Raw genomic sequence first — 17,997 nt, forward strand, 5'->3', positions numbered from 1 at the left:
TTCTTAACGAGCTGTTTCAGCCCTTCAAGGGCGGATTCCATAAGCAAGTGCAAAGTTATACTATTTTTGTCTTAATCATATCTTTTGGCTTTATAAATCCGTTTATCTTTCACGTATATATCGAACCTTTTCCGTATTTTTGCCGCCCGAATCGGACGAACAGTTTGTTAGTTACGACTCAACGCAGTGATGAAAAGTATATGATGCGGTGTGGGTAGTAGCTTTGTATCAGGTAACTACTCAGTACCCCTATAGAAATAGGCATGCTGCCTTTACCCTTGCAAATTAGCAAGGGCGAGCAGTACGTCAAATTTGGAATTGCCGTTTTTCTTGGCGGTGTCAGTCACCGAATGCAGTTTCATGTAGATGTCAGCACCAGCGTCTGTTCTGAAGCAACCACTTACTTTCTGCTTGACTTTTATGTTCCTCACGCCTCTCTCACTGGCATTGTTGTCATATGGAACTCGCTTATCGGTGAGGAAGGTGAAGATGTAGTCATGGCATTTGTAGAGTCCCTTTTTCAAGGCGTTGAAGTCCTTGTGTAAGTGATTGGTGCTTTCTTCAAGCAGTCTGTCGAGCCTTTCGTAGAAACCGGCTGCAGCCTTTTTGACTTTCTCCATCGTCTTGCTTTTCCTTAGGTGAATCGCATCCTGCAACAACTCCGTAAGTCTCGTTGACCATGTCTGGTTCTTGTCCAGGTCTGTGAGATATTGTATGTTCCTCAATAGATGCGCAATGCATACCTGATGTCCTTTGACGTTCAGCCTGAAATAGGTACTGTGCCTATCCGTCACGAGCGTGGTATCAGGAAGGTCGTTGGGGAAATGCTTCCTCGTTGCGGCCTTGCCGCGGGATTTGTCCTGGAAGAGATAGGTGAGATTGTCGTTCTGGAAGACCCATGCCCAATGGTGTTCCCACCGACGTACAGCCCAGTCTCGTCGGCACCAGCGACTTTGGCCTCTTCGACACGGTCGCGTATTTCCCTATAGGCATTCTCCGATTTCTTTCCCATCCGGGTCAGTATGTTCTGCACCGTTCCCTGGCTGATATGAAGATGGAATACATCGCGCAACATCTCGCACAGCCTTGCAAAGGGGATGTACTGGGAATGTCCGAAGTAAGCAATTATGGCGTTTAGATTAGAGCCGTATGAAATGCGGCTGGTATACTTCTTTGAGGCTCTGCACTTGTTCATGTGCCCGCATTTGCAGCGTTTGCCGAGCAGCACGTGCTCCGTAGTGGTGGGTTGTATGGAGGGAATGTCGACAACCTGCGACTTGCCAATCACCTCGGCCTCCACATCAGCGAGTGACTCGCCACAACACTCGCACACATCATCAGGATGGTGGTGGACAATAAAATCTGGATCCTCATTGGTCTCAAGGAAATGCCCCTCATGCCCGGGCTGGCCGCCTGTCTTCCTGTCGCTCTTCTTCCTGAGCGACTTAGTATGACGAACAATCTGGTTTTCTATTGAATCTTGGGTGGGCGGAATACTACTGTTGCTACTGTCCTTTGGTGGTTCCTCATACTTTGACAGGCGTTGCCTCAGATCCCGTATGGTTTTATCCTTCTGGTTTACGAGACGGTTGAGACGGCTTATTTCGGTATCCTGGTCGGATACCTTCTTCTCCAACGAAGCAAATCTATTTTCTATCGTCTGGAGTACATCTGCCTTGTCTGTCACTTGCTCATTCACGCTGCAAATATACTACGTAAATTCATTTCCTGCAAGAGTATTAGAAAACTTAAACGGTTGATATACAGACTGTTAAATGTAATATGGCGACTTTTAACAAAGCCTACCCCAAGGCGTGTAGGGGACTATGTTGAGTCTCCGAAAATAGATACAAAACACTGATACATAGGCGCATAAGCGTACTTTTGCTACCATCAAAAGGTATTTCCATCCTCTCGGGCAGCCGTTCGTTTACTATTTGGAGCGGTTAGTTTTAACACTTCGGATTACTCTCTGATGGATTTACCATAGGGGTACTGAGTAGTTACGCCCAGAGATACTAAAGGTTAACAGATGTTATTATTCTATTTCCGTCTCATACTTTTACCATGACGCCACGTAATCAGGTAAACGAGCGACACCAAACAGTATGTGGCACCCAAATCTAAACCAGAAAAAAATAATAGAGCATCTAGCTGATTGTATCGACATAGATATAGAGCGCATGTCGGGCGATGAGACCGTGTACACTGATGAGATAGAGACCATTAGTGAGGATTTTGACAAAGAAGCCGTGTTGGAGCGTCTCATGATCAGTGTCAATAGCAAGAGGAGCGTATGGCGCCGTAAGCTGATTGGCGTGGCAGCGGCCCTTGCACTGCTCATCGTAGGAGCCTCCATCGTATGGATGCGATCGCAACCAGACACCATTGCCCTGCAACAGATCTATGCCGAGAAGGGTGAACGCATGACCGTGCTCCTTGCCGATGGCACAAGGGTGACGCTCAATGCCGACAGCCGGCTCATCTATCCCGAAAGGTTTGACGGGCAGATTCGTAGAGTGAAGCTTGTGGGTGAAGCTTTTTTTGAGGTGGCCCACGATCAGGCTCATCCATTCTATGTAGACACTTATAACATGGAAATCAAGGTGACCGGCACCCAGTTTAATGTAGCTTCCTATCCCGAATACCACCAGATTACCACCACACTGTTTGAAGGATCGGTGCTCATCGGAGACTCGGCACTGGGCGAAAAAGCCATGCTGCCTATGACACAAGGCGATGTGGCCGTCTATGAAAAAGGTACGGGCAAGGTACAGATCACCCACGATGCAGCCACAATGCAGGCCCGCGACTGCCGGTCGCACGTGTTTACAGCCTCCAACGAAAAGCTGATGACGGTAGTGCGGCGCATCGAGCGACAGTTTGGCGTCAGCATCTCCGTGCGCAACAAGGCCATCCTCGACTACACCTACACCATCGCCTGCGACACAAAAGACATCCATGCCATCATCGACATCATGGAGACTATCACACCGGTAAGATTTACCAAGATCACCACCGATCGATACGAGGTGAGGTGACATCGGAGAAGGAAAATCTATCAGTATCAGCGAAGCATTAAATCTAAAAAACACCAATATGAAGACAATGCCATTACTCAAACACCTGCGAAGACCATCATTGGTGGTACTCTTGACCATGGGGATGATAGTGCAGGGACATGCACAGTCGCAGATCGTATCTGTCAAACTGCACAATGTACCGCTGGGCAAGGCCATTAAGACTTTGGCTCAACAGTCGAAACTCAAGTATTCGTACAGCAGCGATTTTATCAATGTAAAGACTAAGGTAAGCGTGACAGCTCAAGGTGAGCGGCTCGACAAAGTGCTTGACCGTATGCTGCAGAGCACCGACGTGAGGTATAAGATCGTTGATGGCTGCATCATGTTTTTTCAGAAGAAGCAGGGTGTTGGCAGACTGCAGTCGGGCCAGATACACAACGAGAATGTAAGGATCAGCGGTGTGATTACCGATGAGCACGGATCTCCCGTAATAGGTGCTACAGTGAGCACCGCCAATGGCAGCCAAGGTACCGTGAGCGATGTCAATGGTCTATATACTATTGTGGTACCACGTGGGGCACGCCTTACTTTTTCCTACATCGGATATGATGAGCACAGCAAGGTAGTGACCCAGAATGGCGACCTCAATATCGTTCTCAAAGAAAACAGCACCGACCTCGGCGAGATCGTAGTGGTGGGATATGGCACACAGAAGAAGGTCAACCTCACCGGTGCCGTGTCGATGATCAAGGGCGACGTGCTGGAAAGCAGGCCCATAGCCAATGTCACATCTGGTTTGCAAGGCGAACTACCGGGTGTGAACATCACCAGCAGCACCGGCAAGCCGGGTTCCGCTCCTTCCATCGTGGTGAGAGGTGTGAGCACCATCAACAGCAGCACAGCTCCCCTGATCCTTATCGACGGAGTGGCCGGCGGCGACATCAACATGCTCAATCCGGACGACATTGCATCGGTATCGGTGCTCAAAGATGCGGCTTCGGCCTCTATCTATGGAGCGAGAGCAGCCAACGGAGTGGTGCTGATCACCACCAAGACAGGCCATAAAAATGAGAAGCCTACTTTCTCTTATAACGGTTACGTGGGGTACCAGACCCCTACTCGACTCTCCCGACTGGTGAGTGGCAGAGAATATATGGAACTAGCAAACGAGGCTATGGCGGCTGCCGGCTATTCGCGTCCATATAGCGAAGAGGCATTTCGCAAATACGATTCGGGAGAAGATCCCAATGAATATAGCAACACCGACTGGATAGATCAGCTCTATAAGAAGAGCTCGTTTCAGACCAGCCACAACATCAGCGTGAGAGGGGGAAACGCAAAGAGCGGATACAGCATGTCTTACGGTTATCTCAACCAGGACGGACTGGTAGTGGGCAACCCCTATAAATCGCATCGCCACAATGCACGCATAGAGGTCAATACCGAGGTGAACGACCGACTAACACTGACCGGAAACGCCAGTTTTGTCGACTTCTACAAGCAAGATCTGTCCGTATCGGGCACAGGAGGCGTGTTTCGACTGTCACAGCGCATATCGCCACTGCTCCCTGTAAAGTGGAAACAGAAAGACGAGAGCGGGCAATGGACAGACACTCCATGGTATTCGTTTGGTGCGGTGAAGAATCCCATCTACGTGGCTCATGATGCCGGACACAGTGTGCGTGAGGTGCGAACCTTCAACGGTATCATCAATGCCCGGTTCAAGATCATAGATCAATTATCGGTATCGGGGCTTTACTCCAACAACTATTACACTCGAACGGCGGAAGATTATGATGCCATCATGAACAATTATTATCAGGACGGCACGCCCAGCAAGGAGAACGAAAACCTGCGCAACCAGCTCTATCAGGGCGAGTTTAAGACCCTCACACAGAGCCTACAGGCTACGATCAACTATAATCAGACGCTGGCCAGGAAGCATGAACTGTCTGCCCTGATCGGTGTTTCGCAGGAGTGGGAACATAAGACCATGCTCAGCGGATCGCGCAAGCAGATACTGGTCGATGGGGTGGACGTGCTCAATGGCGGCACGGAGGATCTGCAAAATGCAGGAAACAAATATGACTGGGCATTGCGTTCCTACTTTGGCCGCATCAACTATGCCTTCGACAACAAGTATCTCTTAGAGGCCAATATGCGAATAGACGGTACCTCCCGCTTTGCCAAGGCCAATCGCTGGGGCTACTTCCCATCGGTATCGGCCGGTTGGAACTTTGCCCACGAAACCTTCATGCGCTGGGCCAAGCCCGTGCTTCATACCGGTAAACTGAGAATGTCGTGGGGCGAACTGGGCAATCAGAATGTTGCTTCCGACTACTATCCGTACCTCACCTCGATCAATAGAGTGGAGAAATCTTACCCCATAGGCGGCGAGACCAACGTGGGATTTAAGCAGATAGCATTGGGAAACGAGCACATCAAGTGGGAAACCATCAAAATGTTTAATGTGGGAATAGACCTCAGCTTTTTCAACAATCGCCTCTCTACCACCTTCGAGTGGTATCTCAAAAAGAATACCAATGCACTGGTGAAGCCCATCTATCCCACCATTATCGGTGTGACAGGATCGACCAACCTCCCTTTTGAGAATATAGGAGAGATCGAGAACAAGGGATGGGAATGGTGGATACAGTGGCAGGATCGTATAGGAGAAATCCACTATAAGACCACGTTCAACATCTCCGACTCACGCAATAAGATCACCGACTTAGGAAAGAGTGCCCCTACACTCAGCGACTTCCTGCGCAAAGAGGGAGAAGCGATCAATGCCTACTATGGCTATCGCACCAAGGGACTTGCACAGATGAGCGATTTTGGCGGGCAAGACGAGCATGGACGATACATCAATCCTAAGTTTTACACACCCAAGTCGGATGCGGCTATCGTACAGCCGGGCGACATTATCTATGAGGATGTAAACGGTGACAAGGTCATAGACGATAAGGATAAGGTGGTGCTGGGCGATCAGGATCCGCATTATATCTTCTCGTTCAAGGCTTCGGCACAATGGAAAATGTTTGACCTTAGCTTCTATCTGCAGGGGGTGGGCCGCTGGAACGGTTATCTCTCTGATGAGGCACGCCACTGTTTTATCAACGATTATTCCATACCCAAGATAGAGCATCTGGACCGTTGGACCCCCACTAACCCCAATGCTACATATCCTCGCCTCTACATGGCAGAGACGCACAACCGCATGTTTAGCGACTACTGGATAGAAAATGCCAGCTATCTGCGTATGAAGAATATACAGGCCGGATTTACATTCCCTAAAAAATGGCTCAAAGGTATAGGTATCAAGAATCTGAGATGCTATGTTTCGGCCGACAATCTCTTTACGGTAACTCAATATTTTGGTGCTTACGATCCGGAGCTTCACGCCTCATCGGGTGATGCTTACCCACAGGTCAAGACCTTTATCTTCGGTGTACAGACAACCTTCTAAATCAGAAAAGCAATGAAACACTATCATCATATCATCACCTTGTTGCTGATGTCGCTTGTAACGGTGTCATGCAACGACTCGTTTCTAGATAAGTATCCCCACGATGCAGCAACCAACGAGACCTTTTGGAAGACCGAAAAGCAACTGCGGGCAGCACTCTATCCATGTTATGAGGCATTTTCCAAAGATGCAATCTTCAACTGGATGGAGGGTTCGGCCGAGACCTGTCTGTGGGGCAACACCACGCAGGGCATAGCCAAGGTATCCGGCGGAACGCTCTCTTACACAGCAGGTTTCCCCGTTACCACCTATTGGTCTACATCCTATCAGAGCATCTACACCTGTAATGAGTTTCTCGATAATTATAATAGAGCCGATATTCCGCAGGCCGTAAAGGATGTATATGCCGGCGAAGTGAAAGTGATCAGAGCCTATTGCTACTTTCTCCTCACCACCTGCTGGGGCGATGTGCCATGGGTAGACCATGTGATCACGGCATCGCAAGCCTATATGGAGCGCACCCCGCGTGCCGAGGTGGTGCGGCATCTCATGGAAGACCTCGACTGGGCTGCAAAGGTATTGCCAGCCAAACGACAGCTGGGAAAGGATGTCGGACGCATAGACCGGTGGGGCGCACTGGCTATGAAGGCACGCATTGCGCTGCAAAACCAACTATGGGAAGAGGCTGTCCAGGCAGCTAAAGAGGTGATAGACAACAGTCCGTATGGTTTGATGTCCGACTATGGCATGCCTTACAAGAAAGAGGGCGATACCGAGATCAACCCCGCCAACAACGAGTCGATCATCTTCAGCCTGTATATCCCCGATGGCAGGATGCACAATGTGACCAATGAGACGTGCAGTCCGGTAGACTATATCCGTCTCAATGCATCCAAGTCGCTCGTCGATGCTTATCTATGCAGCGACGGCATGCCTGCCAAGGCCGGACTGGAATACTATCATCGCAACGACATAGCCACCAGCACGCTTTATCATTATCCGGAAGACCACTATGCCGACTATTTTAAAAACCGTGACCCACGTATGTACCACACGCTCTATTGTCCCGGTGACGCATGGCCAGGAGGTGACGATGGAGACAAAGAAGACCGCCGGCCTAACAAGACCTTTAAACTGCCGAGGTTCTCTTCTTTGCAGGGCGGAATCAACGGAGCCAATAGCCGCACAGGTTTCTACTTCAAAAAATACAATGACCCTGACATCGCCGGCAACTTTAACATGTCGCACAACAATCTCAATATCATCCGTTACCCAGAAGTTTTGCTGATCTATGCCGAGGCAATGTACAACATCAAAGGTAGCCTTACACAGCAGGAGATAGACTACACTATCAACAAACTGCGCGACCGTGTGGGTATGCACCGCATGATCCTCACAGAGTTGCAGGCATGGAACCTCGACCTACAGACGGAGCTACGGCGTGAACGCCGCATAGAGATGACGCTTGACGGCATGCGCTACCCCGACATCCTGAGATGGAAAGAGGGAGAGCTACGCATGGGCAGAGCCTTTACCGGGCCCAGTGAACGTGTGTGCATCAATGATCTTGGTGGTAATCCCTATCCCGACACGGGCGTAGACGAGTTTGGAGACGTCATCTTCGAGAAGTCGAAAGCAGAGGGAGGCACACGCACCTTCGATCCACAGAAAAACTATCTATGGCCGGTGCCATACGCCGAGCGAGTGAAAAACCCATTGCTCGGACAGAATCCAGGATGGCCAGAATAGCTCAACGTATTATAATCATGACCTATGAAAAATAAGATAACACTGATATTACTTTTCCTTTTGTGCGTGGCTCATGCAACCACCGCACAAAAGAAGGATACCATTACACTGAGAGTGATGACCTACAACCTCCGATTCGGAGAACTGGCATCGCTCGAAGACATCGCTGCCCACATCCGATCATTCAAGCCAGACCTCGTAGCTCTGCAAGAGGTCGACTGCAAAACCTACAGGGAACGGGCACCCAAGCAAAACGGACGCGACTTTATCTCTACGCTAGCCTACCACACAGGCATGCTGGGACTATATGGCAAGACCATAGAATATCGCAAAGGCTACTATGGGATAGGTCTGCTTACAAGGTTTCCTTATATAGATATGGAGAAGGTGATGCTGCCCAATCCGCTTCAGAAAGAGCCAAGAGCACTGCTCAGAGCTAATTTGGAGATAGATGGTGACACCGTGATCTTTGCAGTGACCCATCTCGATGTGTTCAGTGAGGCCAACCGCACGACACAGGCCAAATATATCAATCAGTATTTTGCCCGATGTCCGTATCCTGTCATCATCGGAGGCGATTTTAATGCCGCCCCCACAGAGGAGTGTATCAAGCAGACGATGAAAGCATCATGGGCCAACCTGACCAATGACGAGTTGACATTCCATACCAGTAATCCCACCATCAAGATCGATTATCTCTTTGGTCGCCCCATGAATGGATGGACTGTGGTAGACACGCAGACCATCCACTCATGCCTATCCGATCATCGACCCATCCTGTCGGTGATTCAGCTAATCAGGGATAAAAAATGACACGCTCCAATACCTACTAATATCTTCTTACCCCCATTTACTCCCTATTAAAACCAAGCTAAAAACAGAATATGATTTACAAACGATTATTCCTTTTTCCGCTACTCCTTTGTGCCATGCTGACCATGATGGCACAAAAGAATATCACACTGATGACCTACAACATCAAGGGCGGTGGCATGACCGATACCCGATTGCAGAATATAGCCAAAGTCATCAAATATAATCAGCCTGACGTGGTGGCCGTACAGGAAGTTGATAATAGAATGTTAGGGATCTTCCGCCACGACTACCTCAAGGATCTGGCCACGGCTACGGACATGAAATATACGTTTCACCCACTGGTAAGCAAAGTCTATGGCATAGGATTGCTGTTTCGTGAAGAGCCCATCAGTGTGGAGCCTAAGACTTTCCCACGTGGTGCCAACAGCAAGGATCGGGAGGATAGAGGCATTATTATAGCCGAGTTTAAAGACTATTACTTCATTGGTACCCACTATCCACTTGATGATATAGATCGTGATCAGATCACAAGCTGGATCATCTCCTTTGCCAAACGTGCAGGCACACCGGTCTTTGTGGCTGGTGATTTCAATGCCAAACCCAACTACAGAGCGATGAGAACCTTTACCAACAATGGTTTCAAGATCCTCAATGACGTCAACCAGTACACCTATCCTTCAGACAATCCTACCGGATGTATCGACATGATACTCTTCTATGATAGTGCCGAAGAAGAAAAATATGAGGTGGAAGACAGTGGTGTAGCACCTTCCGGTGGCGTGAATATCAAGAGCCAGAGCGAGACATCAGACCATCTTCCTGTCTTTGTACAACTCAAAGAAAGGGCGACCAGTGGCATCCATTGTCTGGCTATCTCCCGTCATGGGGTGGAGTTGTTGGGTAACAGGGTGAGCAATACCGGTAGTAAAACTACACAGGTGATGATCATTGACCAGCAAGGACAAATATGCAGGGAGTTTTCATTACAGCCACATCAGTCTATCGCTCTCTCGCTATCCAAAAGAGGTTGCTATATTCTCAAGGCCCGATGTGATGCAAAGACACAAGTGATCAAGTTTAATTATATTTACTAATCAATTCTATTATCGTATGAAAAAGATTACTCTATTATCCTTTGCCATGGCTTTTGCACTATGCTGCCATGGTCAGACAGTGACTACAACGGTCATGGACGAAACAGTGGATGGCTCGCTACTGAAGATTATCAAGGAGGCACCAGCCAAGACTCATGTGGATATCAAGTTTGATATGGAGGGCCATGAACTGATCTATGAGGGAGCGTCGGCCATACAGTTGGTCGACAAAGACATCACCATTGATGGAACTAATGCCAAGGACGGCAAGCGTGTCGTTCTCAAATCTGCCGGCACCACAGCTGATGTGACCAAAGGCGGCTCTATGTTCAAAGTGGGTAAGGGTGCCAAACTGGTGCTGAAGAATATCGAGCTCACCCAGTTTCAGAAGATCGCTCTCTATTGTACAGACAATGGTGTGCTTACCGTAGACAACAGTTTGTTCTACAACAACATAGATATTAAAAAGGAAAAAGGTAACAACGGTGGTGTGCTAAGACATAGTGGTGGCACAGTGACATTCACACGTTGCATGTTCAAAGGCAACGAGGCCAACGGTACCTATGGCGGAGGAGTTATCTGTGCTTACAACACTGCTGGTATGCCACTATCCCTCACCGTCAGCGGATGCACTTTCACACAAAACTGTTCGACCAGCGGTGGTGCCATTGCAGTCAACTTACGCAATAACAACACTGTTCCTACAGTGAAGATAGAAAACTGTACGTTTGCCAACAACTATGTAGCCGACCGAGGTGGTGCCATCTACATGCAGGATGCACACACCGCAGCCAACAATGCTGCAAGCTTTTCACCGGTGCTTGTCAACAATACCTTTGTGGGCAATGTATCGGGCAACGCCACCAGTGATGACGGCGGCGCCATCAACTTTTGGGCTCGTGGCACAGCCGTGGTGATGACTCCCATCTTCTTCAACAATCTGCTACAGGCCAACTACTACGACCCATGGAATAAGAATAGAGCCAACGACATCAAGTGTTTCTATCTGGATGGCGACAAGGCCGGAGACCAAGTCATGACAGGTACCGTGAATATCAAGGCTGCCAACAACATCTTTGGTGCTGCCGAGGATAGTTTCGTAAAATCTGTTGCCGACAAAAACAACAATAGTGTGGCAGACTTTGAGTCGGCCGACATCTTCATGGAGAAGGTGGCTAACCCCATCGATGGTGAGGAAGAGACAGTGCACTACACCGCCAAACTCTATGACAACGGAGTGCTTGCACTACCGGCTATCAAGGAAAACAGCATAGTTATAGCTAAGGGTGTGACTAGTTTTGAGGGGATAGAAGCTCCTAAGGTAGACCAGTTTGGCAATGCACGTCCTGCCGTTCCGTCTGTCGGCGCAGTGGAATATGTGGCCGAACCCACCTCTATTAAGGTGGCAAAGACCGGCCATGACATCATCATCGCTTATGCCAACAACATGCTCAAGGTCAGCGGACTGACCAAGAACTGCACGCTGGCTCTCTACAACAGTGCCGGACAGTGCGTCATGACAGCCGTTGTCACTGACAATCAGACCCTCCATCTAGACTCACTGGCCAAGGGTATCTATCTTGCACGGATAGATGGACAGTCGGTGAAGTTTGTCAAATCATAATGCTTTCACATCCGTACACCTCCCTCTCCCCTGCATGGCGAGAGGGAGGATGATACCCCGCCACAGAATAAACTTATACCAATCCCCAAAAAACATATTAAATAGATTATGAGGTCTATCACCTGTATCCTCCTATCTTTTATCGCTCTCGCCGGCTATGGTCAAAAGCCTACTACCGATTTCTCATTAGCGGCACGTCAGGTTATCTCCCGCCAGATAGGACGTCAGGCCGAGCAGATACGTCTCGCTTGTCTGCCACAGAGCACACGCGACACCTTTGCTTATCAGTGTCACAACAGCCAACTCACCATCCAGGGCAGCAGTCCCACGGCTATGACCTATGCTTTTTACCAATATCTCAAGCGTACGAGACAGGGCATGTTCACTTGGTCGGGCACCAATGCACGCCAAACCGTTGAGTTTGTCGATCATCCGCTGACCACCGGTCGCTCACCTTACAGCTATCGCTATTTTCTCAATGTGTGTACCTTTGGCTACACCATGCCCTATTGGGACTGGGCAAGATGGGAACAGGAGCTCGACCTCATGGCCCTCCATGGCACCAATATGATATTGGCAAGTGTCGCTAGCGAGGCCATAGCCGAACGCGTGTGGTGCAAACTCGGACTCACCCAGGAGCAGGCTCGTTCCTTCTTCACCGGCCCTGCCTATCTGCCCTGGCACCGCATGGGCAATCTCAACTCTTGGAACGGACCGCTCACCGATGCATGGCAGCAGGGGCAGATCACGCTGCAACACAAGATTATCGACCGCATGCGGGCACTAGGCATGCACCCCATCGCACCTGCCTTTGCCGGGTTTGTACCGGAGCAGTTTGTCGAGGCTCACCCCGGTCTCCAAGTGAAAAAGCTCACATGGGGAGGATTTGACGATCGACTCAACGCCTACGTACTCTCACCGGAGTCACCTTATTTTAAGCAGATAGGACGTCTCTTTGTGGAGGAATGGGAGAAGGAATTTGGCAAAAACACATTCTATCAGTCTGACAGTTTCAATGAGATGGAGATTCCGGTGGAGCCCGGCGACTCTATCGGCAAGTGGAAACTCTTGGAACAATACGGCGATGTGATCTATCGCTCCATCGCCGAGGCCAATCCCGATGCCGTGTGGGTCACGCAGGGATGGACATTCGGTTATCAGCACAAGATGTGGGACAGCAAGAGCTTGCAAGCTCTGCTGAGACATGTCCCCGACGACAAGATGCTCATCATAGACCTTGCCAACGATTATCCTAAATGGATATGGAAGACCCAACAGACATGGAAGGTGCAGCATGGATACTATGGGAAACAGTGGGTGTTCAGCTATGTGCCCAACTTTGGAGGCAAGACATTGCCCACAGGCGATATGCAGATGTATGCGTCGGCATCGGCAGAAGCACTGCACCACAGCGAGAGGGGCAATATGGTGGGCTTTGGTTCGGCTCCCGAAGGCATCGAAAACAATGATGTGATCTATGAGTTGCTTGCTGATATGGGTTGGACTGACAAGGCCGTGGATCTCGATCTATGGATCAAAGACTATTGCGAGGCACGCTATGGCGGCTATCCTTCCGATATGCAAAAGGCATGGCAATGTATGCTCCGATCGGTCTATGGTTCGCTCTATTCCTATCCTCGCTTCACATGGCAGACGGTGACGCCCGACAGCCGACGCGTGAGCACCCACGCGCTCAACGACACATTCCTCTCCGGAGTGGCTCATTTTCTCAGATGTGCACGGCAGTTGGGCTCCTCGCCGCTCTATCGGAGCGATGCCATCTCCCTGGCCTCTCTCTATCTTGGCACCAAGGCCGACCGCCATTACACCAAAGCTCTCGACCTCAAGGCTTCCGGCAAGCAACAAGCAGCATCGGCCGAACTACACCAGACCATTGACCTGCTGACCAAGGCCGACCGTCTCCTAGCTTCGCATCCCACCCACCGTCTGGATCGCTGGATACAGTTTGCACGCAACCATGGCATCACCACAGCGGAAAAAAACCGTTATGAGAGCGACGCCAAAAGGCTGATCACCATCTGGGGAGGATTTCAGGAAGACTATGCGGCAAGATTTTGGAACGGTCTCATCGCCCACTACTACATACCCCGCATCCGATACTATTTCGACCATGGCCGACCTGCACTGATGCAGTGGGAGGAGCAATGGGTGAAACAGCCCCTGCGCTACAAACCGCAACCTGATCCCCATGCACTAGACACGGCATGCCGCCTAGTGCAGCAGATGGAAAAGCAAGTGCATGCCGTAGACCGATAGACAACCTAAAAAAGATAGTGGAAGAGACTTTGCGACCACTGTTGATGTTGGATCATATCAAACAAATAAAGATCAATGAAAAAGTTTTGCCTGACACTCATAGTGCTCCTCTTCACGATGGCTGCCCACGCCCTCGACCAAGATATCGTGACAGCCAACCAGCTGACCATGCGCCTCATACCAGAGCATGCGTCTGCCTTTACCTTTAAGAAGATTAGGAAGCGCAATGACAAGGACATCTATACCTTACAGACACGCAACCGCAAGATCATCATATCGGGCAACAATGCCAATGCCATGGCGGTGGGCCTCAACAAGTATCTCACCCACTATTGCCACACCAACGTGTCATGGTATGCGGAGGAAAAAGTGGACATGCCTCAGCAGTTGCCGGAGGTGAAAGGCGTGGTAAAGGGCGAGGCTAAGGTGGCGAGGAGGTTTTTTCTCAACTATTGCACCTTTGGCTATACCCTGCCCTTCTTCGATTGGCACGCATGGGAGCGCGTGATCGACTGGATGGCACTGCATGGTGTCAACCTGCCACTAGCCATCACGGGGCAGGAATATATATGGTATAATGTGTGGAGCAAGATGGGCATGAGCCAGGAAGAGATACTGCAATATTTCACCGGCCCCGTATATTTGCCCTGGCATCGCATGGCCAACATCGACAAGTGGAAGGGTCCGCTGCCTTATCACACCGTGGTGGAGCAACGAGACCTACAGCAAAAGATCCTCGCCCGCGAACGATCACTCAACATGACACCCGTGCTGCCAGCCTTCTCTGGACACGTACCGGGACAGATCAAGCAGCTCTATCCGGAGAGCAACATCCAGCATCTAGGACGATGGGCAGCCTTCTCAGACCAATATAGATGCTACTTCATGTCACCACAGGATCCGCTGTTTGCCAAGATTCAGCGCATGTATCTCGAAGAGCAGCGTGCCATCTATGGCACCGATCATATCTATGGCATAGACCCCTTCAACGAGGTGGATCCGCCAAGTTGGGATCCCGACTACCTCTTTCAGATCTCCAAAGGCATCTACCAGACACTGGCACACGTAGATCCCAAAGCAGAGTGGCTGCAGATGTCGTGGCTGTTTTACCACAAAAAGAAGAAGTGGACACCGGAGCGTGTCAAGGCTCTCATCACAGGCGTGGAGACCGGCAAGATGGTGCTCCTCGACTATTTCTGTGACCGCAACGAGATATGGAAGATGACCGACAAGTTTTATGGCCAGCCCTATATCTGGTGCTATCTGGGCAATTTCGGCGGCAACACCACGGTGGCCGGCAATGTGAAAGCCTGCGGTGCCAAGCTCGACTCCACCCTGACTCTGGGAGGCAAGAATCTGCAGGGAGTGGGCCTCACCCTCGAAGGCTTTGACGTGTGCCAGTTTCCATACGAGTATATATTGGATAAGGTATGGAGCGGAAACAGCAGCGAAAACCAGTGGATAGATGCACTGGCCGACAGTCATGTGGGCTATGCCTCGCCATCATTCCGCAAGGCATGGCAGCTGCTTTATCATGATGTGTTTGTGCAAAGCGCAGGTTCCAACGGTATTCTGCCCTGCTACCGTCCGGAGCTCAACAGCCTCAACTGGCACTATACGCACGTAGACTATGACCGTCAAAAGCTGATCGAGGCATGGAAACTCATGCAGCACGATGCCGACAGCAAGCGTACGGCAGCACAGCTCGACCTCATCCACTATGGTAGACAGGTGCTGGGCAATGAGTTTCTCACCCACAAGCAGCTGTTCGATTCGGCCTATGCACACTGTGACTTGGCTGGCATGATGGCCCAGGCCGCAAGTATGAGACACATCATGCTGGATATAGACACCCTCACAGCCTACCATCCCCGCTGCACATTGGCAGGATGGATAGACGGAGCCAGGCAGATGGCACCCGACTCGGTGTGTGCCGACTACTATGAAGACAATGCACGAAGCCTTATCACAACATGGGGCGGCAAGCTTAACGACTATGCGTGCAAAGGCTGGGCCGGACTCATGAGCGACTATTACCTAACCAGATGGGAGCGGTATTTTGCGCATGCCATCAATGCCGTGAGAGCACATCGCAAGTTTGATCAGCAGGCATACGACAAGGAGATAGCCCGCTTCGAACTGTCGTGGGCCTCGCATCGCGACATACCACGTGTAGAGACCCATGAGTCGCTGGCACTCTATTGTAAGAAAATCATACAGAAATACAAGTTATAACAAATCAAGGAAGCTACCGGTGAGAGGCATGGCAAGAAGAGCAGAGAGGGCCATGTCTCTCGCTAGTTGGCGTAGTTTAGTGAGCACTTGATAATAGTGGCTCTTGACAGTGGAGACTGTGCAGCCCAGTCGTTGCGCTATCTCCTCATTGGTGTATTTGCCCGTAAGCTTATAGTGGAAGATCTGTTGCTGTGAGGGAGTGAGCATGTCGTATGCCTTGCGGATAAACTCATACCTGTCCGTGGCTATATCGCTGTCATCGGCAGCCTGTGCACAGAGATTGAAGACCTCTGCATTGTCATCGATCACAAACAGCTCCTCCTGATGCTTGCGTAGCATGTCTATAAGATGATTTCGCAGGATGGTAAAGAGAAAGGGTTCGATGGGTTGATCAAGATCTATCTTTCCGCGCTTCTCCCATAGTTTCAGAAAGATGTCGTGGACAGCATCCTCTGCAAGCATCTTATTACCTAGATACTTGAACGACAACCAGTAAGCCTTCTCAGCATATTTGCGATAAAGGGTAGCCAGTGCCAGCGAGTTACCATTGATAAGGCTTTCTATGATAGACCTTTCCTGCATGGATGCGTGTTTTATATCAGTAGTAGTGCGGTAAATAAGTAATGGCTATTCAAAGTACGTATTATTTACAAGCATTGGTAACTTTTTGCTTTCATTAACATAGAAAAAATAAGATCGGTTCTAGCCGGTTTCAACATGCAAATGCACTGACGATTGCAAAGTTAAAAAATATTTTCATAAAAGCATTCAAATGGACATCGAAAATTCAATTTTTCTCTCGGACGACGATTTATTTTGTCTGTGATCTTGGTTACATACTGATGACTTATATCATCAAAAGTAGATGTTTTGGAATATATTGTGGCTCATCCGACATTTCGAGTGATACGACAATGGTGTAGTGCATAAAGCTTGAGCGTAAAATATCGTTCGTCCCTAAACCCATAAGCATTTCGTTTCATTACTTTTATCTTGTTGTTTATTCCCTCCACTTTTCCTGTTGAAATATGACAATCGTACCACGCCAAGATACCTCTTCTGTACGTTAATAGAGTTATAGCCATCTTGGCAAGTTGTGGCACTTTACTTTCTCGGGCTTGTTTTACCCAATCATCCAATACGGCTACTCCTTGTTCCCTACTCACCTGAGTCCATATTTCTCTAAGCTACTCTTTAAGGTAGTATGCCTTTGATAGGGGTTAATTCATAGCAAGTGCATTATCGAGCCTTGTTTTGTGCTGACTATCAAAGATATCCTCACCATTACTTAACAGCAGATATCTTGTACCTTTTAGAACCTTTCGCTTATTGATGTCCTTTTCCATTGCGTACACCTTCCTCCTTATATCATCAAGATGGTCGTTCATAAGTTTAACAACGTGGAAATGGTCAAAGACATGGATAGCATCAGGACAATTCTCAAATACTGAAGCAATTAAGGCAGGAGAGAAATCGGTAGCCACGTATTTTATGTGGATGTTTTTACGCTTGAATTTCTTCCAGAAGTTTTCAGCGCATCCATTCCCTTTCCATTGCCGACATAGAGTATCCTTCCGCTATTCAAATCTGACCTATAGCTCATTTTGCAGGCTGAAACATTGCTACATTACCGATGAACGCTAACTTTATAGGCATTTAAGTTGCCTCAAAATTCAAAGTTAGTATGTTTAAGATGAGATGTCGTGTGTA

At 49.3% G+C, this 17,997-nt stretch carries 10 protein-coding genes and 3 pseudogenes; 8 read left to right on the forward strand and 5 right to left on the reverse strand.

The window, feature by feature from the left end:
• Positions 1-272: 272 nt before the first annotated feature.
• Positions 273-854, reverse strand: a pseudogene (locus tag HMPREF0645_RS14480) (IS66 family transposase); the annotation flags it as partial.
• On the reverse strand, positions 791-1,699 hold the full coding sequence (locus HMPREF0645_RS14485; RefSeq protein ID WP_007173567.1) for an IS66 family transposase: 909 nt from the start codon (positions 1,697-1,699) through the stop codon (positions 791-793). The gene HMPREF0645_RS14485 and the pseudogene HMPREF0645_RS14480, both read right to left, overlap by 64 nt.
• Positions 1,700-2,108: 409 nt before the next feature.
• Here HMPREF0645_RS14485 and HMPREF0645_RS03885 point away from each other — a divergent pair, with 409 nt between their 5' ends.
• From HMPREF0645_RS03885 to HMPREF0645_RS03920, 8 genes are all read left to right on the forward strand, one after another.
• A complete protein-coding gene (locus tag HMPREF0645_RS03885; protein ID WP_007173568.1) occupies positions 2,109-3,041 on the forward strand; it encodes a FecR family protein in 933 nt (310 codons plus the stop codon).
• Positions 3,042-3,099: 58 nt separating this feature from the next.
• Complete coding sequence (locus HMPREF0645_RS03890; protein ID WP_044123178.1) at positions 3,100-6,492, forward strand: TonB-dependent receptor; 3,393 nt, start codon at positions 3,100-3,102, stop codon at positions 6,490-6,492.
• 12 nt (positions 6,493-6,504) lie between these two features.
• Positions 6,505-8,241: a RagB/SusD family nutrient uptake outer membrane protein gene (locus HMPREF0645_RS03895; protein WP_007173570.1), complete on the forward strand. Its 1,737-nt coding sequence runs from the start codon at positions 6,505-6,507 to the stop codon at positions 8,239-8,241.
• A 24-nt stretch (positions 8,242-8,265) separates the two neighbouring features.
• The gene (locus tag HMPREF0645_RS03900; protein ID WP_007173571.1) at positions 8,266-9,054 is read left to right on the forward strand and encodes an endonuclease/exonuclease/phosphatase family protein; all 789 of its coding nucleotides are present in this window, start codon (positions 8,266-8,268) and stop codon (positions 9,052-9,054) included.
• A 71-nt stretch (positions 9,055-9,125) separates the two neighbouring features.
• Complete coding sequence (locus HMPREF0645_RS03905; RefSeq protein WP_007173572.1) at positions 9,126-10,151, forward strand: endonuclease/exonuclease/phosphatase family protein; 1,026 nt, start codon at positions 9,126-9,128, stop codon at positions 10,149-10,151.
• 16 nt (positions 10,152-10,167) lie between these two features.
• On the forward strand, positions 10,168-11,775 hold the full coding sequence (locus HMPREF0645_RS03910; protein WP_007173573.1) for a T9SS type A sorting domain-containing protein: 1,608 nt from the start codon (positions 10,168-10,170) through the stop codon (positions 11,773-11,775).
• 108 nt (positions 11,776-11,883) lie between these two features.
• Positions 11,884-14,052 (forward strand): alpha-N-acetylglucosaminidase, encoded by a 2,169-nt coding sequence (locus tag HMPREF0645_RS03915; RefSeq protein WP_007173574.1) that lies wholly within the window; start codon positions 11,884-11,886, stop codon positions 14,050-14,052.
• 75 nt (positions 14,053-14,127) lie between these two features.
• Positions 14,128-16,287, forward strand: coding sequence for an alpha-N-acetylglucosaminidase (locus tag HMPREF0645_RS03920; RefSeq protein ID WP_007173575.1), 2,160 nt, complete (start codon positions 14,128-14,130; stop codon positions 16,285-16,287).
• Here HMPREF0645_RS03920 and HMPREF0645_RS03925 read toward each other — a convergent pair.
• The 3 genes and pseudogenes from HMPREF0645_RS03925 to HMPREF0645_RS14185 all read right to left on the reverse strand — a co-directional run.
• Positions 16,282-16,869 (reverse strand): RNA polymerase sigma factor, encoded by a 588-nt coding sequence (locus HMPREF0645_RS03925; RefSeq protein WP_007173576.1) that lies wholly within the window; start codon positions 16,867-16,869, stop codon positions 16,282-16,284. The two genes, HMPREF0645_RS03920 and HMPREF0645_RS03925, sit on opposite strands and share 6 nt — an antisense overlap.
• Before the next feature lie 161 nt (positions 16,870-17,030).
• Positions 17,031-17,159: pseudogene (locus HMPREF0645_RS14490) on the reverse strand (IS30 family transposase); the annotation flags it as partial.
• Between the two features lie 15 nt (positions 17,160-17,174).
• Positions 17,175-17,810, reverse strand: a pseudogene (locus HMPREF0645_RS14185) (transposase); the annotation flags it as partial.
• Positions 17,811-17,997: the final 187 nt, after the last annotated feature.

The organism is Hallella bergensis DSM 17361 (assembly GCF_000160535.1).
Taxonomy (GTDB): domain Bacteria; phylum Bacteroidota; class Bacteroidia; order Bacteroidales; family Bacteroidaceae; genus Prevotella; species Prevotella bergensis.